Source organism: Pseudomonas sp. FA117, from assembly GCF_057370475.1.
Genome location: NZ_CM170675.1, coordinates 5467615 through 5487925 on the forward strand (window position 1 = coordinate 5467615; position 20311 = coordinate 5487925).

15 protein-coding genes are annotated in these 20311 nt (G+C 67.3%); 4 read left to right on the top strand and 11 right to left on the bottom strand.

The genetic code is table 11. The annotated features are described in order from the left end of the window. Positions 1–26 precede the first annotated feature (26 nt). The 11 genes from AC1TXO_RS25110 to tagH are packed head-to-tail and all read right to left on the bottom strand — an operon-like array spanning position 27 to position 16170. Entirely contained in the window at positions 27–1811 is a 1785-nt protein-coding gene (locus AC1TXO_RS25110; RefSeq protein ID WP_486404218.1) for a formylglycine-generating enzyme family protein, read from the bottom strand. After that, entirely contained in the window at positions 1804–3012 is a 1209-nt protein-coding gene (locus AC1TXO_RS25115) for an FtsX-like permease family protein (RefSeq protein ID WP_486404219.1), read from the bottom strand. Before AC1TXO_RS25115 ends, AC1TXO_RS25110 begins: the two co-directional genes overlap by 8 nt. After that, positions 3012–3716, bottom strand: coding sequence for an ABC transporter ATP-binding protein (locus AC1TXO_RS25120; RefSeq protein ID WP_486406909.1), 705 nt, complete (start codon positions 3714–3716; stop codon positions 3012–3014). Before AC1TXO_RS25120 ends, AC1TXO_RS25115 begins: the two co-directional genes overlap by 1 nt. Further along, positions 3716–6709, bottom strand: a complete 2994-nt coding sequence (locus tag AC1TXO_RS25125) for a protein kinase domain-containing protein (RefSeq protein ID WP_486404220.1) — start codon at positions 6707–6709, stop codon at positions 3716–3718. The genes AC1TXO_RS25120 and AC1TXO_RS25125 overlap by 1 nt, the downstream gene beginning before the upstream one ends. An 8-nt stretch (positions 6710–6717) precedes the next feature. After that, positions 6718–7437 carry a PP2C family protein-serine/threonine phosphatase gene (locus AC1TXO_RS25130; protein WP_486404221.1) on the bottom strand — a complete coding sequence of 240 codons (720 nt, stop codon included), beginning with the start codon at positions 7435–7437 and terminating at the stop codon, positions 6718–6720. Next, entirely contained in the window at positions 7434–8096 is a 663-nt protein-coding gene (tagF, locus tag AC1TXO_RS25135; protein ID WP_486404222.1) for a type VI secretion system-associated protein TagF, read from the bottom strand. Before tagF ends, AC1TXO_RS25130 begins: the two co-directional genes overlap by 4 nt. Further along, positions 8093–11599 carry a type VI secretion system membrane subunit TssM gene (gene tssM, locus AC1TXO_RS25140; protein WP_486404223.1) on the bottom strand — a complete coding sequence of 1169 codons (3507 nt, stop codon included), beginning with the start codon at positions 11597–11599 and terminating at the stop codon, positions 8093–8095. Before tssM ends, tagF begins: the two co-directional genes overlap by 4 nt. Continuing rightward, positions 11596–12906 (bottom strand): DotU family type VI secretion system protein, encoded by a 1311-nt coding sequence (locus AC1TXO_RS25145; protein ID WP_486404224.1) that lies wholly within the window; start codon positions 12904–12906, stop codon positions 11596–11598. The genes tssM and AC1TXO_RS25145 overlap by 4 nt, the downstream gene beginning before the upstream one ends. 6 nt (positions 12907–12912) lie before the next feature. After that, entirely contained in the window at positions 12913–14247 is a 1335-nt protein-coding gene (gene tssK, locus AC1TXO_RS25150) for a type VI secretion system baseplate subunit TssK (protein ID WP_486404225.1), read from the bottom strand. Between the two features lie 15 nt (positions 14248–14262). Continuing rightward, the gene (gene tssJ / locus AC1TXO_RS25155; RefSeq protein ID WP_486404226.1) at positions 14263–14760 is read right to left on the bottom strand and encodes a type VI secretion system lipoprotein TssJ; all 498 of its coding nucleotides are present in this window, start codon (positions 14758–14760) and stop codon (positions 14263–14265) included. 48 nt (positions 14761–14808) lie between these two features. Beyond that, entirely contained in the window at positions 14809–16170 is a 1362-nt protein-coding gene (tagH, locus tag AC1TXO_RS25160; protein WP_486404227.1) for a type VI secretion system-associated FHA domain protein TagH, read from the bottom strand. 383 nt (positions 16171–16553) lie between these two features. On the opposite strand from tagH, the gene tssA reads away from it, so the two are divergent. The 4 genes from tssA to AC1TXO_RS25180 all read left to right on the top strand — a co-directional run bounded on the left by tssA (position 16554) and on the right by AC1TXO_RS25180 (position 20238). Then, entirely contained in the window at positions 16554–17591 is a 1038-nt protein-coding gene (gene tssA / locus AC1TXO_RS25165) for a type VI secretion system protein TssA (RefSeq protein ID WP_486404228.1), read from the top strand. A gap of 57 nt (positions 17592–17648) precedes the next feature. Then, on the top strand, positions 17649–18164 hold the full coding sequence (gene tssB / locus AC1TXO_RS25170) for a type VI secretion system contractile sheath small subunit (RefSeq protein ID WP_054891229.1): 516 nt from the start codon (positions 17649–17651) through the stop codon (positions 18162–18164). A 10-nt stretch (positions 18165–18174) separates the two neighbouring features. Next, positions 18175–19668, top strand: coding sequence for a type VI secretion system contractile sheath large subunit (gene tssC, locus AC1TXO_RS25175; RefSeq protein WP_486404229.1), 1494 nt, complete (start codon positions 18175–18177; stop codon positions 19666–19668). Between the two features lie 81 nt (positions 19669–19749). Continuing rightward, positions 19750–20238, top strand: coding sequence for an Hcp family type VI secretion system effector (locus AC1TXO_RS25180; RefSeq protein ID WP_054891227.1), 489 nt, complete (start codon positions 19750–19752; stop codon positions 20236–20238). Positions 20239–20311: the final 73 nt, after the last annotated feature.

Below are 20311 nucleotides of genomic sequence, written 5' to 3' on the forward strand. Positions count from 1 at the left end.
CTGGCCGGGGGTCGTCTTCAGGGTTTTCAGGGTCGCGGAGCGGCCGAGGCCAGCAGCTCCTTGAGGATCGTCGCCGGGTCGGCCCGCCGGTTCTGGCGGTACTCCCCGACGTGGCGAACGAACAGGGTGGCGCGGGTCTCCAGGCTTCTGCCCAGCACCGGCTTGCGCTCGAGCTCTTGCTTGACTCGCTGGAACTGCGCCTGGATCACCGCGTCGGTGTAGTGCGTGCCGCTGGCCAGGTTGTCGATGTAGATCGCCAGCGCGCCGTCCAGCGCGCTGCGGCCGTTGGCGATGGCGGCGGCATACATGCTGGCGCTGGTCTGGTCGCCCGCCGCCTGGGCCTTGGCCTGGGTGTTCTGCAGGTTGGTCAGGCGGATGTTGTAGTTGTTGATGGTCTCGGCCACCAGGGCCGCCGACTGGATCAGGTTGCCAGCCGCTTCTTCGCGCTGGCGGGCGATCAGCGAGACATTGCGCTTGAGCTCCTCGTTGACCAGGCCAAGCTCGGCCTGCAGACGCGGGTCGCTGGCGGCGGCGATGATGCCGTCCAGGCGCGTGGTCGGGTCATCGGCAGCATTGATGTCATCGGTGAGCCCGGCCAGGCGCCCCTCCTTCTGCCACTGCTCGAACAGCTCCTGGTAACGCGAGCGCGGCGCTGAGAGCGCGCCGATGGCGACGCGAAAACCGGTGGTCTCGTTACGCTGCTCGGTGCCGTCGGCGCCGAACAGCGGGTATTCGCGGCGCATGCCGGTGAACAGCGTGGTCTCGCCTTCCAGGTAGTTGCCGCCCTTGACCACGAAGCCGCCATAAGCGCCCTGCCGGCGTCCGGCGTGCACCAGCTGGAACGACTCCTGGACCATCTCGGCGGCGTTGCCGATCACATCGAACAGCCCCAGCGGGTTGGGCTGTTTGGTCCCGATCGGCATCAGCCGCGCCGCCTGCCCGGTGCCACCGGCGACCTGGTTGAACACTGCCCAGTCGGCCAGCGGCCCGTCACTGTCGCTGCCCTCGACCTTGCGTGGGAACAGGCGGCCATCGAGCTCCTGGCGGCTGACCGCCGAACCGCCACGGGCGGCGAACTCCCATTCCACTTCGGTGGGCAGGCGCACGAAACCGATGCCCCCGTCCTCGGCCTTGCTGCCGCGGCCGCTGACCGGCAGCAGGTCGCGGTGGTGCTTCATCAGCCAGGCGCTGTACACCGCCGCGAAGCGCTCGGCCTCGAAGCGCGACAGCTTGACCTTGGGCAGGCGACCCGCCGCCTCGGTAACCGCTTCGCAGGCAGGTTCGGCCTCGCCACTGGCCAGCGACTGGGCCTGGGCCATGACCTGCGCATACTGGCGTGCGGTCACTTCGTACTTGCCGATGAAATACATCATCGGCTTGAGCGGGCTGCCGGCCTCGACCTTGGGCAGGCTGGCGCCGACCTGTTTCTGCCAGGCGGGAGACAAGTCCTGCAGGCTGAACTGGCCATTGATGAAGTCGCGCCGATAGCCGGAGATGAAGGACTGTCTGTAGCCCGCATCGCCCTCGCTGAAGGGGTAGCCAAGGTTGACCTCGCGGTCGTCGAGGCTGCCTTGCGCCAGCACGTAGACATGCCGGAAGACGATCTCGCCACCACAGGGCAACGGCAGGCTGACGTCGTCGGCCAGGGGTTTGGGGTTGTCCAGCTTGCTGGTGGCGGCGGAGTCAGGCGCAGTGGTGTTGATGGCCGAAGCCTGTGGCTTGGGCTTGTCCTCGCCGTCAGCCGGGGAGCAGGCCACAAGACCCAGGGTAGTGACGATCAAGGCCGCGACCTTGAGGCGAAGTTCAGACATCACGAATTCCTTGCGAGGCGTCGATCCGCGTCACCCGCCAGCCACCCAGGGCAGCGGCAGCGGTGCTGGCCGACAGCACGGCGAGCAGCGCGACGAGATAGTGCATGGGCAACAGGTGAGCGGCGTATTCGCCGGGCACCTGCATGAACAGTCGGTTCAGGCCGAGCTCGGCCAGGGCATACAGCAGCGCCGCCAGGGCGGCGGCGAGCAGGCCGCTGTACAGCGCCTGCAGCACCACGAACAACAGCAGCGCGGCGGTACCAAGGCCCAGCAGGCGCAGCACCGCCAGTTCGCGCTGCTTGCGCTCGACTGCCGCCACCGCGCCGGCGGCAACCGCCGCAACCGCCCCGGCCACGGCCAACGCGGCGATGATCCAGAACACCAGGTCGAGGTTGCGTGCCAGCGACTGCACCTGGGCGATCTGCGCAGCCTGGGTCGAGACCAGCAATTTGCGCTCGGCGAAGAACTGGCGCAGCGGCTCGACGTCTTCGAGCGTGCGGGCATACAGGCGAAAAGCCGGGTACACCCGCTCGCGGCTGCCAGCCTCCAGCTCATCCGCCCAGCCCAGGGCCGGCACCGCCCGGCCATCGCGGTAGTCCTCGGCAGCCTCCAGCAAGGCCAGCGGAGCGAACAACGCATCGCGCTCGAACGCTGCCAGTGGCAGCACGGCGCGCACGTGCAGCGAGGTCTGGCGCCACTGCATCTCGCCCGCACGCTGGCGATTGAAGCTGGCTTGCAGGTGGTCGCCGGCATGGGCACCGAGCTTTTCCGCCGCAGTGAAGCTCAACACCACGTCGCGCAGGTCGGCGGCATCGGGGGCGACCGCGCCGTCGAGCAGCGGATCGCCCATGGCCGTCGGCAGCATCTCGACCGTCACCCCACGCCCTTGGGCGGGCAGCAGCAGTTCGGCGGTGGCCGCGATCTGCCGGGTGCGCGGGATGGCGAAGGCCACATCCGGACGCGCTGCGAGCCCGGCGATGAAATCGGCATTGAAGCGGCCGCCGCCCAGCGGGATGACCTCGCGCACGCCCGGATCACGCTGCAGGCGCTCGGTGAGGCTGCCGATCAGGCCGAACTTCAGGCCGAACAACACCATCAGCGGCGCAATCACCGCCACCAGCGCCAGCACCGCACAGGCCGACAGCCGCGCGTCGGTGCGGTAGTCCTGCCAGGCCAGCCCGGCGATCAGCAGCGGGCGCATCAGGCAGCCTGCCCCAGGGTCGCGGTGACGCCGCCGTCGGCATCGCGCCGACACTGCATGCGCAACACCCGCAGCCCGGCGTCATGCGCCAGCGCTTCGTCGTGGGTGGCGATGATGCAGGTCACCCGGTGCTCACGGGCCTGGTGCAACAGCAGTTGCATCACCCGCCCGGCGTTGACCGGATCCAGTGCGGCGGTCGGCTCGTCGGCCAGCAGCAGCGATGGCGTGTGCGCCAGTGCCCGGGCGCAGCTGACGCGCTGGCGCTGGCCGAGGGACAGATCGGCCGGGCGCTTGTCCAGCTGGTCGCCGACATCCAGCGCTGCCGCCAGCCGTTCCACGCCACCATCATCGGCCAGGCCGAGCAACTGGCGCGGCAGGCGGATATTGCTGCGTACATCGAGAAAGCCCAGCAAGCCACCGGCCTGCAGCACATAGCCCAGGTGGCGGCTGCGCAGCGCGGCCAGGCGGTCGAGCCGACGGCCCCGCCAGAGCGCGGCGATATCCTGCACCCCGCCCTTCAGCGCCAGGTTGAAGCCTTCGGCGGCGTCCGGCGCCAGCACCAGCGCCAACAGATCGAGCAAGGTGCTCTTGCCGCAACCGCTGGGGCCGACCAGCGCCACACGCTCACCGGCGCCCAGGCGCAGATCGTCGATCTGCAGGCAGTAGCGTCCGCGCGTCTTGTGCACGCCCTGCAGGCTGATCATCACGGCAGCGTCGACAGCGGGACACGGTAGAGGGCGTCGCCCGGCTCGGCATTGCCGAAGCGCACCCAGTTGGCCATGTCGTTGTGGAAGGTTTCGTAGAGGCGGATCTTCGAGTCGAGCTCGTCGATGAAGTCCTCCTGCTCGGCAACCGACAGCGACAGCCACAGGTCCTGGGTCATGCTGAGCGATTTGCTGCGGTACGGCAGGCCGTCGAGGTATTCGCCAAGCACACCGCCCTGGGCGAGGTTGGCGCCCTTGCTCAGCGCGCCGGGATCGCGGCTCATGTAGGCACTGGCGCTGGCGATCTCGTTGAAGAAATCGCCGGGCGAGCTGCGCGTCTTGCGCGCCGCATCGACGATCAGCTTGAGCGACTGCTGCAGGTCGTTGAGCTGCAGCTTGGTCAGCATCACGCACACCTGCAGGCTCGGCAGCGCCGGGTTGGTCAGGTCGCGGTCGGCGGTCCAGGCGCTGACCAGCTGCGGCGCCTGGCTGGCGCTGCGCCGGCCGAGAAAGTCCATGTGCATGGCGTAGCCCACGGCCTGGGACTTGGCCGCCAGGCTGGAACCGGCAGTGAGCAGCGGCACCGTCTGGGGTTGCTGGTTGCGCACCTGGTGGACGAGGTCGGCGAAGGTCGAGCCGATCTCCTGCACGCGCTGGCCGAAGGCGTTCACATCGCCACCCGGCACGCCGACATAGAGGTCGCCGATCTGCGGGTTGCTGTCGGCGGTGAGCACGCGGTACTGCTGCTCGGCCGAGCCGTGGTTCTTCACGCCGGCCGGGGTGCGCAGGTGCAGGGCGTAGATCTTGACCTGCTTGCTCAGCGCCGCCTGGCGCACCTCGGCCTCGTTCATCCGCGTGCTGCTCTCGGGGTCGCTCTTGCGCAGCGCGCCCGCATCGCTGACCAGCAGCACGATACGCCCGCCGTAGCCGGACCAGTCCATGCCTTCGACCGCCTGCATGACACCGGCGAAGGCGTCTTCATTGAACGAATGGCTGGACACCGTGGTGGCCTTGACCTGCGATGCAGCCTTGAGAAAGCGTGCCGGATCGCGGCCTTCCTCGAGGCTGACCAGGGTCTTGCTCAGGTAGTCCAGGCCCGGCGTGCGCTTGATGCTGTTGCGAAAGCCCACCAGGCCGAAGCTGACGCTGTCCAGCTCGCCACGGGCGGCCAGTTGCTGCTGTAGTTCGCTGACCACCTGGCGCACCCGGTCGATGTAGGGCTGCATCGACACCGAGGTGTCCACCACCAGCACGATGCCGGTGCGGAAGCTGTTGTCGCCGGCCCCGCTCAGCCCCGCAGCCTTCGGCGCGGTGGCCGATGCGCTGGCGCCCGGATCGATGGAGGCGATGTTGAGCAACTGCACCGGCTGGCCCTCGGCATCGAAGCTCTCGCGGTAATCGAAGATCGGCATCAGGTAGAACTGGTCCTGCGGCACTGCGTTGGCGGCAGGCTCCAGCGCCAGCACGTCGGGCACCTGGGCCGGATCGTTCTGCGCCTTGAGCAGCTGCGCGCGCGCCCGGGTGCTGTCGTCGAGCAACTGCTGCACCGCGTCGGGCTGACGCATGAACATCACCGGCGCACGACCGGAGCGCTCGGTGAACTTGAGCACCAGGCTCTGTTTCCAGTCACTGGTCTGTTCGGCAGGCAGCCAGCCTTCGCGCAGGCCATCACTGGCAGCGCCGACCTGCATCCAGGCCTGGCCGCCGATGTCCTTGCGCTGATACACGTAGAGCACCGAGAACGCAGGCAGGCTTTCGCCCGTAGCCGCGCCGCCCGGGCTGTCGGCCAGACGGGCGCCAGGCTTGGTCAGAACGCGCTGGAACAGGGTCTTCTTGCCCGGCATGAGCAGCGGGCGCTCATCGTTCTGTACCGGGTCGGCCACTGGCGGCAGCGCTTCGGGCTGGGCGGGGGCCAGGGTCGCGGCCGTTTCGACGACAGGCCTGGCGCTGCCGGCGAACAGCCAATATCCGCCCGCCGCCAGCCCCAGCGCCGCAGCGACCGCCACCGCAAGCAGCGCCACGGCAGGTTTTTTCTTCGGCGCAGCCGCCGGCGCAGGGCGGCTCTGCGTCGGTTCACGCCTGATCGGTTCGGGTGTCGGTGGCGTCTGGGGAATCTCGATGGACACCGGCGTCAGCCCCGCCAGCTCAGGGGCCGCTGGAGGCACCGCCAGCGGCCGGATCACCGTGCTTTCGGGGCCGTCGTTAGGCAGGCGGTCCAGTGCTGCCAGCAGGGCGGCGGCATCGGCGAAGCGTTCGTTCGGATCCTTGGCCAGCAACCCGCGCAGGATGTCCTGATAGCGACCATGCTCGATGGGCAGTTCGGGCAACGGTTCGGTCAGGTGCGCCAGTGCCGTGGACAGCGCATCGGTGCCGCTGTAGGGCAGCTTGCCGACCAGGATCTCGTAGAGCACCACGCCCAGCGCATAGAGGTCGGCGCGCCCGTCGATCTCGAGCCCGCGCGCCTGCTCCGGGCTCATGTAGCTGGGGGTGCCGACGGCGAAACCGGCCTGGGTGAACTGGGTGTGGTCATCCAGCGACTTGGCGATGCCGAAGTCCGACAGCACCGCGGTGCCGTCGGCACGGAAGAGGATGTTGGCCGGCTTCACATCGCGGTGCACCAGCCCCTGGGCATGGGCATAACCCAGCGCCTGGGCCATCTGCCGCACATAGAGCAGCCCCTGCTCCGGCGTCAGACCGGCGGCGATGCGCTCCTTGAGCGTGCCGCTGGGCAGGTACTCCATCGCCATGTAGTACAGCTCGCCGACATTGCCGATGTCGTGGATGGTGGCGATGTTCGGATGGGCCAGGCGTGCCAGGGTGCGGCCTTCGCGCAGGAAGCGCTCGCAGAAGGTCGGGTCGGCCGCCAGGCTCGCCGCCATCACCTTGAGCGCGACCTTGCGCTGCAGCGAGCGCTGGGTGGCCAGGTACACGCTGGCCATGGCGCCCTGGCCAATTTCGCCGTCGATGTCGAATCCGGGGATCTGCATGTCCATGATGTTCTTCAATTGGCCTTCACCACCACGGCGGTGATGTTGTCGGGAGCGCCTCGGGTCAGGCCCAGGTGGACCAGGCTGCGGACCACCTGGTAGGGATCGGCATGGATGAGCACCTCGCCGATCTCGAGGTCTTCGGCGGTCTTGGTCAGGCCATCGCTGCACAGCAGGTAGGTGTCGCCGGGGCGCACCTGCAGACTGACGGCCTGCAGCTCGAGACGGTCCTCGACGCCGATGGCGCGGGTGACGATGTTGCCGCGCGGATGCACGCGGGCCTCGGCCTCGCTGAGCAGGCCGCTGTCCTGCAGTTCCTGGACGTAGCTGTGATCGTGGGAAAGCCGCTCCAGGTGCCCGTCGCGCAGGCGATACAGGCGGCTGTCACCGGCCCACAGGCCGATGGCCCGGTCGCCGCGCGCCGCCAGGATCACCACGGTGCTGCCCATCATCGCCACGCCACGGCGTGCGGTTTCCTCGCGCACCGTGAGGTTGACCCACGCCAGGCCGTCACGCACTTCGTCGGCGAATTCATCCAGCGAGTCGAGCATGGGCAGACGCCGCAGGCTGTCCACCGCCAGGCTGCTGACGTAATCGCCCGCGGCATGGCCACCCATGCCGTCGGCCACCGCCCACAGGCCTGCCCAGGTCAGGTCCAGGCAGGCGTCCTCGTTGATCTTGCGCACCATGCCGACATGGCTGTAGCTGGCCGCGCTGTACTGCAGGTCGGTCATGCCCGTACTGCCTCGCTACCCAGAAGAAAACCGGCGAAATCCTCGCTGCGTGGCAAGCCCGGATAACGCATCAGCCCCGGCGCAATCCGCTCCGAGCCTCGCCCCCACCACAGGCTCATGCCCTGGCAGGCGCATTCGGCCAGCGCTCGCTCGCGCCCTTCGGGGGTGGTCGCCTGCAGGCGTTGCAAGCCTCCCACCGCCGGCACGTTGGCTATTGCCTGCAGGCGCGGGGTGGTCGCCTGATAAGGCCGCACGGCACGTTCGAATGCCTCCAACTGCGCGCCCTCCTCCAGCGTGCCCAGCAAGGCGGCCTCGACCTGCTCGAACCACTCGTCGGCCCCCACCACGGCAAGCGCCACCGAAACCTCAGGTTCCAGCACCTGGGCCACCGTCAGCGGAAAGTACCGCCCCACCCGGTCGATGCTCGGCATCACCACCCCGATCACCGCTTGCGGGCCACACACGCCGGGCGCCAGGGCGAAGCGCCACAGCGGGCTGACCAGGTAGGCCTGCAACCACTGGTCGCCCAACTGCTTCTGGCTGGCTTGGATACCTGCGGCCAGCCACTGGTCCCAGGGCTGGATGAAGCTCTGTGGCAGGTCGCGGCTGATGAAATCACCGCGACAGACCATCTTTCCGTAGAAGCCGACGTCGTTCACAAGCGCTCCGGCAGGCTGAAACCGCTGACCACTCGGCTGCGGAACGGGTTGAAGGCGCTGCTGGCTCGCAGCTCGTAGGACACGCTGGCCCCATCGACGCGCAGGCGCAGGCTGAAGCGCTCGGGCGAAGTACCGGCAATCAGGTCGGACTGGTCGAGCAGGCGGAACCACGCCCACGGGCCTTCCAACGTCAGCCCCGAACGGCCGCTGGCCGAGGGCGGCGAGATCGACAGGCGCACCACACCGATGCTGTTGGGGTTCGGCCACTGCAGCGACACCGGGCGGCTCGGCCCGTGGTCATAGCTGACCTGCTGGCCGTCGAGGTCGAGCAGGAACTGGGTGATCGAGGCGTCCATTGCCACCGGCTTGAGCTCGAAGCGCACGCCCGGCTGCAGGCCGCTGCTGTTGCGGAAGAAGGCATCGCGGATGGTCGCCGCACGCTGGAAGGTGTTCAGCACACCGGCGTTGATCCCCAGCTTCTGCGCCGCACCTGGCTGCCAGCTCCACGGTGAGGTGGAAGTGTTGACGTAAGGCTGCAGGTACTTGCGGAAGTAGTTGTCCATCACCCCGCCCACGCCGAAGAACTGGCCGAAGTCTTCCAGCGTGGCATCGCGCGAGCTGCCGGCGGTCAGCGGGTAGCGGCCGCTGAGGGATTGGCGGTAGACGTTGACCACTTCGCTGGTCCAGGCGGCATTGAGCTGGTTGCGCACGCCCCCCATGACGATGGCGTTGGTCGAGCCGACCACCGAGCCGACCAGGTTCTGCACCAGCTTCGGTTGCCGTGCGGCGCCCAGCGACACCCGTTGCGAGGCGGCCTGCGCCTGGTTCTTGGCCTCGCCGAGCAGGGCTTCGCCACTGGCGCCGACCATGGCACTGACCTGCACGTACAAGGCGTTGAGATCGGCGAGCAGGCCATCGATCGAGCTTGGCTGGCCTTCGCCACCGTCGACCAGCTCGGCCAGTTCGGCGAAGTGCGCGGTTACCGGATCGAGCTCGCGGGCCCCTGGCTCGGCGCCAGGGATCGGCGTGTCACCGAGCAGGCCGCCAAGACGCTGACGCAGTTGATCGACGCCCGCCTGCTCGACCTTGGCCTGGGCCTTGTCCAGCGTGGTGGGCTGTTGCAGGTCGGTTTCCCTGGCCACCGCCTGCAGCAGTTTCTTCATCGGCGAGGTCGGCCCGGACAGCACCCGCAGCACATCGGCGGCCTGCCCGACACTGGTGATCGGCACGAAATCCAGGTCGGCCAGCAGCGCGTCCCAATGACGGATGTAGTCCTGGTAGTAGAGTTGGCGAACATCGTCTGCCAGGCGCTTGGCATCACTGGCCTCACTCAGCTCGCGGCCAAGCACCCAGCGCTCCTCGGCGAGGGTTTCACTGTGGGCGACGCTGGCGGCGAGAAACGCCTTGCGGTAACCCTCGACGGTGAAGATCCCCGGCAGCGGGTCGGTCAGCGGTTTGCCGCTCTTGCGCTGGAACACCAGCGCAGCGTCGCGGCCGGCGGCATCGCTGATACGGAAATCACTGACCCCGGCGGGCAGCTTCTGGCGCTTGACCCGGTCGTAGACGCGTTGCGCGACCGGCAACTGCTGCAGCTGACGGCGGGTATCGTCGATCAGGCGTTGGTCCAGGCGTGCATTCGGTGGACGCTTGTCGAACAGTGCGGCCAGGTGCTGCTCCAGGGCCTGACGCTGTTCCGGTGCCAGGTCGCGCGGCAGATGGCGTTCCCAGTCGAGGCTGATCCAGGCCTTGAGGAAATCAGGCTCGTAGTGCTCGCTGTCGGCCATCATCAGGTAGGCCTTGAGCCCTTCGTACAGATAGTCGGACGGGCCACCGGCGTACAGCTGTTCCTCGATGCGTGTGACCAGGCGCGGAGCGAAGATGGCGATCAGCAGCTTGCGGTAGACGCTGGTGGATTCGCTCTCGAGCATGTCGCCCTGGTACAGCCCGAGCCCCTCGGCCCAGGCCGGCGGATCATCGCTCAGGCGCCGCACGGCATTGAGCAGCGGCAGCACCTCGATCACCTCGCGCTGCGCCGGGCTCAGCTCCTGCACGCTCTTGCCCAGCGGCTTGAGGCGACTGTCGACCTCGGCGATGTACTGCTGGTTGGCCCGGTAGCTCAGGGTCCACAGGGTGCCGACCACCAGCACCAGGGCCACGCTCAGCGCCAGGGCGCCACGGGTGATCCACTTGCGCCGCTGCTCGACCTTGGGATTGCTGCCGACCAGGCCGCGCTCGGCGAAGGCCACGGCGGTGAACAGCTTCTCGATGAAGTAGCTGCGCCCGGTGCCGCTCTGGCGCGCCAGGTGCGCGCGGTCCAGGCCCATGCTCTGGGCCATGCTGCCGATCAGGCGGTCGATCGGGCTGCCTTCCTGGGTGCCGCTGGTGAAGTACACCCCGCGCAGCAGCGCCCGCGCCTCGAAGGCGTTGGGTTTGAACACGCCGTCGAGGAAGCTGCCGAGGTTGCCGCGCAGTGCTGCGAACTGCTGGACGAAACCGTAGACCAGGTCGCGCCGCGCCGGATCGCGCTCCTGCTGCAGGCGCTCGACCAGCCGCTGGTTCAGCCGTTGCTCCAACAGGCCGAACTCCTGGCCGAACTGGGCCAGCGGACCATCGCCCTGCTGGCCGTCGTCCAGCGCGAAGGTCATGCCCCATACCTGGGCGCGCTCCTCCTTGTTCAGGTTGTCGAAGAACTCCATGAAGCCCGGCACCAGGTCGAGCTTGGTGAGCATCAGGTAGATCGGGAACCGCACACCGAGCTGGCTGTACAGCTCCTGGATACGGGTGCGGATCGCCACGGCGTGCGCCGCACGTTCGGCATCGCTGCCCAGCAACAGGTCGGACAGGCTGATGGCGATGAAGGCGCCATCGATGGGGCGCCGCGAGCGCTGGTTTTTCAGCAGGTCGAGAAAGCCCAGCCAGGCGGCCTTGTCGACCTGGGCATGGCTGTCCTGGGTGGTGTAGCGCCCGGCGGTATCGAGCAGTACGGCCTGGTCGGTGAACCACCAGTCGCAGTTGCGCGTGCCGCCGACGCCACGGATGGCGCCTTCGCCAAGCTGCGCGGCCAGCGGGAAGTGCAGGCCGGAGTTGACCAGCGCGGTGGTCTTGCCAGAGCCGGGCGGGCCGATGATCACGTACCACGGCAGCTCGTAGAGGTTGCGCCGCTCATCACCGCCCAGGCGCGCCTTCTTCAGCAGCGCCAGGGCCTCGTCCATGCGCTGGCGCAGGGTCGCCAGCTCTTCGGCGGTGGCCAGGCTCGCAGGGTCCGGGGCGGTCTCGGCCGCCAGGCTCTCCATGACCTTCGCAGCCTGGCGACGGGCCTGGACGATGCGCCAGGCACGGTAGGCAATCCACACGGCGAACAACAGGATGATCAGGATCCAGCGTGGCGCAGGCGGCGCCAGCACGTCCAGCAGCGGGCCGATGAACCAGATGATCAGGCTGAGGGCGATCAGGCCCAGTACCGGGACCACCCAACGGATGACAAAACTGAAAAACGCCTTCACTCGACGCCCTCCGCCAGAACAGTGATTTCAACCCGGCGATTCTTCGCCCGGCCCTGCGCGGTATCGTTCGACGCCAGTGGTTCGGTGTCGCTCAGCCCTTGTGCGCTGAAACGCTGCGGTTGACCGGTACGCGCCGCGAGCATGGCCTTGACCTCTTCGGCGCGGGCCTGGGACAGCGCCCAGTTGGAAGGGAAGCGGATCGTGGCGATGCGCTGGTTGTCGCTGTGACCCGTGACGCGCACATTGCCCTTGACCTTGGCGACCGCCTCGGCGATGCGCAGCATCAACGGCTCGAAGTCGCCCTTGATGCTGGCGCTGGCAGAGGCGAACAGTTCGTCGCCGCGAATGGTCACCACCGAGCGGTCCACCGCATCCTCCACCGAAACCCGACCGGCCTTGATGTCGTCGGCGAGAAAGCCGGCCAGGCGCGGACGCTCCACCGGCTTGGGCTGCACCACCGGGCGGTCCATGGCCTGCACCGGGATTTCGCCCAGGGCATGGATGCCGCGGAACACCGGCTCGGCGTCAGCAGCGAGCTTGAGGCGCAGGCCGAACAGCAACAGCAGCAGCAAGGCCAGGGCCACGGCCAGCCCGACCCAGGGCGGCACGAACTGGGCAAGGCGGTCACGGCTGACCGACACGCCGCGCCAGTGCGGCGAAAGTTCGCGCTCGATTTCGCCTCGGGCGCTGCGGATGGTCGCGGCGGTACGCTCGCGCAACGCCTCGAGCTGGGCGCGGCCGCCGTTCATCACACGGTAGCGGCCCTCGAAGCCCAGGCTGGTGCACAGGTACAGCAGCTCCAGCAGGTTCAGGCGCTCACGCGGGCTCTGCAGGCAGTGCTCGAGCAACTGGAATACCTTTTCGCCACCCCAGGCCTCGTTGTGCACGGTGATCAGCAGGCTCTGCTTGCCCCAGTCGCTGCTGCTGCCCCAGGGCGTGCTCAGCACCGCTTCGTCGAGCGCCGTGCACAGGGCGTAGCGCGCCAGCAGCACCTCGTTGCGCGGCACACCACTGGCTTCGGCACGCTCTTCGAACTGGCGCAGGTAGGCCAGCAGTTGCGCACGCAGGCTCGCCGGGGCCGGGTGGGCGATGGTGTTGCGCAGCCGGGTGAGCAGCGCCAGCAGCGGGCCGGCAGCCTGCTCCAGCGGGTTGAGCCCCTCGCCCTGACCCGGCGCCAACGGCTCGGCAGGTACGTTAAACGGTGGCGGGGGCGCGGCCTGGGGCGCAGCGCCCGGCTGCGGGCCGCGCCCCCCCGGGCGGGGCATGAACTGCGTGCGGTCGTTGGCCTGCGGGTCGTCGTGCTGCATCGCGGCTTATCCTCGAATGGCCCAGAAGGCCAGGTTCAGGCCAGGGAATTCGCCCGCGACGTAGAAGGCGAAGCCACCCGAATGCTGCAGTTGCTTCCAGTGCTCGCTGCCGCGATCGAGTTCGAAATAGGTGGAGCCGGCATGGAACGGAATCTGCCGTGGTGCCACCGGCAGCGGCAGCAGGCCGATGCCCGGCAGCTGCAGGTTGACCAGGTCGCGGATGTGTTCCACCGACCCGATCTTGCTCTGCTGGCCGAACCGGCTGCGCAGGGTTTCACCGGGGACGTCGGCGCGCACCACAAGCACGAAACTGGCGCTGTCCAGCAGGCTGCGGTCGGCGAGCATCGCCACATGCACCCCATAGGCTTTCTCGACGATAGGGATCGCCACCGCCTTGCTGTCGATCAGCATCGACAGCGCTTCGCGCAAGGAGGCCATCAGCGGCTGGAAGGTCGCTGCCAGGTCATCGTGCTGGTACACCGGGAAGCTTTCCGGGCGGCGGCCCTCACGGGTGAAGGTGGCGAACTCGCCCGCCAGTGCCACCAGTTCGCTGTAGAGGCGCTCGGGGTGCAGCGGGCTGAGCTGGCCCAGGTGCTCGATCAACGGCTGGGCGCGGTTGACCAGTTGCAGCAGCATGAAATCGGCGATCTCCGAAGCACCACCGTTGGCCGAGGCCACCACGCGCCCGGCAAGCGCTTCGCCACGCTGGTGCAGCAAGCCGAGCAGCTCGCTGCGGAAATTCGCCAGCGGGTTGCTCGCCGCCACATCCAGCAGCGGCGGAATGTAGCTGTCATCGAGCACCAGTGCCCGGTCGGCGCGTTTCTCGCGGATGCGCACCACACTCAGCGCGGCGAAATCGCCCAGGCCATCTTCCTCGCGCAGCAGCCGCAACGCACGGCTGCCCAGGGCCAGCGGGGCGCGGTTCTCGAACGGCGCGTTGTCGTCGCGCACCTCGCTGACCCGCGCCACATAGCGCGCGCCATCGACGGCGTCGCCCTCGTCGACCGTGTCGCGAGCGCCCGCCCGCTTGAGCGGCAGGCCCAGGTGGATCACGCCGTCGCGCAGGTCGTCGGGGATTTCCAGGACCGGCGGCGGCAGGTCGTCACGGGGAATGTCGAAGGGGGTGCCGTCCGGGAGCAGGCCCCGGGCGCTGAGGATCGCCAGCTTGCCCTGGGCCAGCAGGCCCTGGTCGACCAGCAGTTCGGAGAACCCCCAGGCGGCATTGGACAGCGGTCGGCTGCGGGCGTCGATGAGGTTTTCCAGATAGCGGTCCTGCTGCTGGAAATGCTGGGTCGTGATGAACATGCCTTCCGACCAGACCACGCGATTGTTCCAGGACATGGGTTCTCCGTTTGCCTAGCGGGCAGGCACAGGTTGTGGGGTGGCCACGGCGCTGCGCACGGCGCGCACATCGAGGCTGATCTGGTAGTCACGCGGTGGCACCGCCAGCACGCTGCGCCACTGCGCCCGGTCGACCTCGCGGTAGCCCACCACCAGGCCGACCTGGCGAGTGGCCGGGTTCAGCGGGCGGTCCAGGTGCAGTTGGCGGCCGGGCTGCAGCAGCACTTCGTCCTGGTCGATCAGGTCGGCACCCAGGGTGGCCTGGGCCCGTTCGGCCAGGGCGAAGTAGTCGGCGCGCTCGAAGGCAGCGGCGTTCTTCAGCTCGAAGATGCGCACCCGCACCGGTGCCGGCGTGCCATCGGCGCCGGGGTTGAGCCCGGCGGCGGCGCTGAAGTACAGGGTGACGCCCGGCTCTGCCGGCTCAGCGTCCGAGCTCGGCACGACCGACGCATCCTTGCTGCAGGCACCGAGCAGCACGAAAGCCAGGGCTGCGATCAGTCTTGTTGCGCTCATCCTCGTCCTCATGACGTATTGGTATTCTTCCTGCCCCGAGGATCAGCCTCAGGGGCGTTGCAGTCGGGCGTTATGGGCCTCGTAGGCACGGCTGAACTCGCGGCCGAACAGGTCCTGGAAATCGTCCTGCGCTTCGCGGGATATCTGCCCGTACAACTCGGTGAACTGTTGCCAGCAGTGAGCCTGTCGCGAGCCGCCGAACAATTTCGCCAGGCCTGCAGCCGGGGCCAGGCGGGCCTCCAGGCTGCCCGGCTCGAAGCGCGACAGCAGGTGCTTGATCGCCGCCTCGACACCGGCCATCACCGCCAGTTGGTGGGCGCGCAGGTCGTCGAAACTGTCGCGCACCGCCTGGTCGGCCGGCATGAACGCCTGGTTGCCCTGGCGCAGCAGCAGCAACAGCGCCTCGTCGGCGTTGGGAGCGAACTTCAGCGGGTTGTTCTGCACCGGGGCGATGGTGGTCTGCTGCATGCGGAACTCGCCCTTGAGGCTGCTGCGCGCGCGCAGCACGTCGATCAGCCCTTCGACCATCAGGCGGTAGCTGCGGCCCACCGCTTCCATCTGCGCAGCGGCATCGTCGGCGTCGATGCGCAGGTGCTCGATGCCGGCACCCCGCAGGAAGGCCTGCAGCAGTGCCTGCTCGGCCACCGGGGTGGCGGAGGGCGCCGGCACAGGCGTGGATACCGGCTCCGGCACAGGCTGCGGAACCTGCTGCGAAGGCGCCGGGGCCAATGGCGCGATGGGCTCGGGTGCAGGCGCGGATGGCGGCGCATCACCGAACAGGTTCCAGTCAGCCGGGATCACTCCGGGCGCCACCGGTGCAGGTGCGGACGGCGCGGATGCCGGTGTCACCGGGGCCGGGGGGCGGAAGTCGTGCTGCTGGGCCGGGACATGATCGGGCTGGCTGGCCGCCGGCACACTGGAAGGCCCGAGGAAGTCGAAGATGTCCGGCAGCGTGTCGTGACTCGACGCTCCCTGCAGGAATGCCGCTGGCGCAGCCGCGATGGGGGCACTTGAAGGGGGCGCCTGATTGGCCAGCAAGGCCTCGAAACTCTGCGCCTCCGACGGGCTGCTGTCACCCAGCGAGAACCCGGAGTCGATACGCGCCTGGATCTCGTATTCGCCGATGCGGATAACTTCGCCATCCATCAGCGGTTCGCTGTTTCCACGACGAAGGCGCACCCCCGCATGTACCAGTTCAACGCCATTGGTGCTGTTGTCAGTCAGGTAGTAACGACCATCTCGGAATTGGACTACACAATGATTCGAAGACACCAACCGCTCAGGGTCGGGCAATACCCAGTCGTTGTTCGGACTTCGCCCAATGCTGACGGCACCGTTCTCCACAGTCTTCTCGGAACATTGTCCGGGAGTGATCTTGTGGTAACTAGTGATAGTTAGGCAAAGTGCCATCACGCCTCCTGCATATATATGTATCTTGATTCCATTCAAATGAGGGGACAGCGGCCCGGCCTTGTAAAACGGCCGCACTTATTCGACACAATGACTACAGGATCACCACAGATCGGCGAATTTAACCACAGCACCAAGGCACTTTGATTGCATCCGACAAGCGGGCGTCCAATCCTGCAGACTGGGTCACACCTCCACTCGGGGGCGGATAGCTTACCTTGACAGCATTTTGGAAATAAACCATAAATGCGCAACTTTAGAGCCAAGCACTGATATCACAGTGATATCAATCGCTCACTCTTCTACAAGTTTGTGCGCCAGTTCACATTTGCAACTTCGCGCATCAAAGCCCAGCCACGAGCCGATATGGAGATCGATTACTGGTGAACTCGTCGCTGCTGCTCGCCGCTGTTTCCGAAGACTTCCCCTGCGGTGAAGATCTCGAATACGACGCGGACTTCCTGCAACTCGAACGCGATGCCCAAGGGCGTCCGGAACGGGTCATGGGCGACGCGGTGCAAGCTGCCGAACCGCCGCAGTGGCGCACCATCGAACAGACCTGCACCGACCTGCTGCAACGCAGCAAGGACCTGCGCATCACCCACTTCCTGGTGCAGTCCAACCTTGCGCTGCAGGGCTTCACCGGCCTTGCCGCCAGCCTGGGGCTGATCCGCGATCTGCTCGGCGAATACTGGCTGCACCTGCACCCGCAACTCGACGCTTCCGACGACAACGACCCGACGGTGCGCGTCAACGCGCTGTCCGGCCTGACCTGCGACGCCAACATCGCCCTGCTGCGCGAGGCCGTGCTGGCACGCTCGCGCGCCTTCGGGCCGGTCACCTTGCGTGCCGCCCTGCACGCTGCCGGCCTGCAGCACTTCGCCAGCGAGGAATTGAGCGTCGAGGCACTGGCCGCCGCCCTGCGTGACGCCGACCCTGACGAGCTCGAACAGACCCGCCAGGCCCTGACCGAGGCCCGTGAGGCCTGTGAAGCGATCGAGCGCCGGGTCAGCGACCAGGTCGGCTCGGCCAGCGGTGTCGACCTGTCTGCCCTCAAGCAACCGCTACGCCTGGCGCAGCAGGTGCTGGCCGACTACGCCCCCGGCGGAACGCCATTGGCCGTCCAGGCCGGCGAGGCGCAGGCGGACACCCTCGACGACCCTCATTCGGCGCCGTCCGCCAGCGTGCCTGCCTCCCGCCCTGCCGCACGGCCAGGCGAGGTGAACAGCCGCGACGACGTGCAGCAGAGCCTCGAGCGCCTGCTCCAGTACTACGCCCGCCACGAGCCCTCCAGCCCGCTGCCGGTGCTGTTGCGCCGGGCGAAGAACCTGGTCGACGCCGATTTCGCGACCATCGTGCGCGACCTGATCCCCGACGGCCTCTCGCAGTTCGAAAACCTGCGCGGGCCCCAGGACGACTGATACCACCGAAAGCCGCAACGAACGACAGCGCCCCCAGCGGCGACCAGGAGGAACCACGTGGCCAAAGACAGCTCCCAGAAATTCATCGCGCGCAACCGGGCGCCGCGAGTGCAGATCGAGTACGACGTCGAACTGTATGGCGCCGAGAAGAAGGTCCAGCTGCCCTTCGTCATGGGCGTGCTCTCCGACCTCGCCGGCAAGCCGGCCGAACCCCTGCCCGCCGTGGCCGACCGCAAGTTCCTCGAAGTCGACGTCGACAACTTCGACTCGCGGCTCAAGGCGATGAAGCCGCGGGTGGCGTTCAACGTCCCCAACGAGCTGACCGGCGAAGGCAACCTGAGCCTGGACATCACCTTCGAGAGCATGGACGACTTCAGCCCGGCCGCCGTGGCCCGCAAGGTCGATGCGCTGAACCAGCTGCTCGAGGCACGCACTCAGTTGGCCAACCTGCTGACCTACATGGACGGCAAGACCGGCGCCGAGGACATCATCCTCAAGGCCATCAAGGACCCTGCCCTGCTGCAGGCCCTGGCCAGCGCCCCGAAACCTTCCGACAACGAGCCGAGCGCCTGAGGAGCCCGCCATGACCGATCCATTGCGCGATACCCAGCCCCAGCCGGCCGCCACCGAGCAGGCCAGCGAATTCGCCAACCTGCTGCTGCAGGAATTCAAGCCCAAGACCGAACGCGCCAAGGAGGCCGTCGAAAGCGCCGTGCGCACCCTGGCCGAGCAGGCGCTGGCACAGACCAACCTGGTCTCCAACGACGCCATCGGCTCGATCGAGCAGATCATCGCCGCCATCGACGCCAAGCTCACCGCACAGGTCAACCAGATCATCCACCATGACGACTTCCAGAAACTGGAAAGCGCCTGGCGCGGCCTGCACTACCTGGTCAACAACACCGAGAGCGACGAGCAGCTGAAGATCCGCGTGCTCAACATCTCCAAGACCGACCTGCACAAGACCCTGAAGAAATTCAAGGGCACCGCCTGGGACCAGAGCCCGGTGTTCAAGAAGCTCTACGAAGAGGAATACGGCCAGTTCGGCGGCGAGCCCTACGGCTGCCTGGTGGGCGACTACTACTTCGACCAGTCGCCACCGGACGTCGAGCTGCTCGGCGAGATGTCCAAGGTCTGCGCCTCCATGCACGCACCGTTCATCGCTGCGGCATCGCCAACGGTGATGGGCATGGGTTCGTGGCAGGAACTGTCCAACCCGCGCGACCTGACCAAGATCTTCACCACCCCGGAGTACGCCGGCTGGCGTTCGCTGCGTGAATCGGAAGACTCGCGCTACATCGGCCTGACCATGCCGCGCTTCCTGGCGCGCCTGCCCTACGGCGCCAAGACCGACCCGGTCGAAGCCTTCGCCTTCGAGGAAGACACCGACGGCGCCGACAGCAGCAAGTACACCTGGGCCAACGCCGCCTACGCCATGGCGGTGAACATCAACCGCTCGTTCAAGTACTACGGCTGGTGCTCGCGCATCCGTGGCGTGGAATCGGGCGGTGAAGTGCAGGGGCTGCCGGCGCACACCTTCCCTACCGACGATGGTGGCGTGGACATGAAGTGCCCGACCGAGATCGCCATTTCCGACCGCCGCGAGGCGGAGCTGGCGAAGAACGGCTTCATGCCGCTGCTGCACAAGAAGAACACCGATTTCGCCGCGTTCATCGGCGCCCAGTCGCTGCAGAAGCCGGCCGAGTACGACGACCCGGACGCCACCGCCAACGCCAACCTGGCTGCGCGCCTGCCGTACCTGTTCGCCACCTGCCGCTTCGCCCATTACCTGAAGTGCATCGTTCGCGACAAGATCGGCTCGTTCAAGGAAAAGGACGAGATGCAGCGCTGGCTGCAGGACTGGATCCTGAACTACGTCGACGGTGACCCGGCGCACTCCAGCGAAACCACCAAGGCCCAGCACCCACTGGCTGCAGCCGAAGTGGTGGTCGAGGAAGCCGAGGGCAACCCGGGCTACTACAACTCGCGCTTCTACCTGCGCCCGCACTACCAGCTCGAAGGGCTGACCGTGTCGCTGCGCCTGGTCTCGAAGCTGCCTTCGGCCAAAGGGGCCTGAGCCTGAACCGGGGCCGCTGCGCGATGGGCTGCGCAGCAGCCCCGATAGAACCGCCAACCGACGCGAAACTCCGAGGACATCATGGCTGTAGATATTTTCATCAAGATCGGCGACATCAAGGGCGAGTCCGCGGACAAGACCCACAAGGAAGAAATCGACGTGCTGAACTGGAGCTGGGGCATGTCCCAGTCCGGCAACATGCACATGGGCGGTGGCGGCGGTGCCGGCAAGGTCAACATCCAGGACCTGTCGATCACCAAGTACGTCGACAAGTCCAGCCCCAACCTGATGGCGCACTGCTCCAGCGGCAAGCACATCGACAAGGTCAAGCTGACCGTACGCAAGGCCGGTGGCGAGAGCCAGGTCGAGTACCTGATCATCAACCTCGAAGAGGTGATCATCAGCTCGCTGAGCACCGGCGGCTCGGGCAGCGATGACCGCCTGACCGAGAACGTCACCCTGAACTTCGCCAAGGTCACCGTGGACTACCAGCCGCAGAAAGCCGACGGCACCAAGGATGGCGGCGCGATCAAGTACGGCTGGAACGTGCGTCAGAACGTCAAGATCTGATAGCGGCGTCGTCTGCTTCGCGGGCAAGCCCGCTCCCACCGGGAAGGGATGCCCCCTCTCCTCCTTGGTGGGC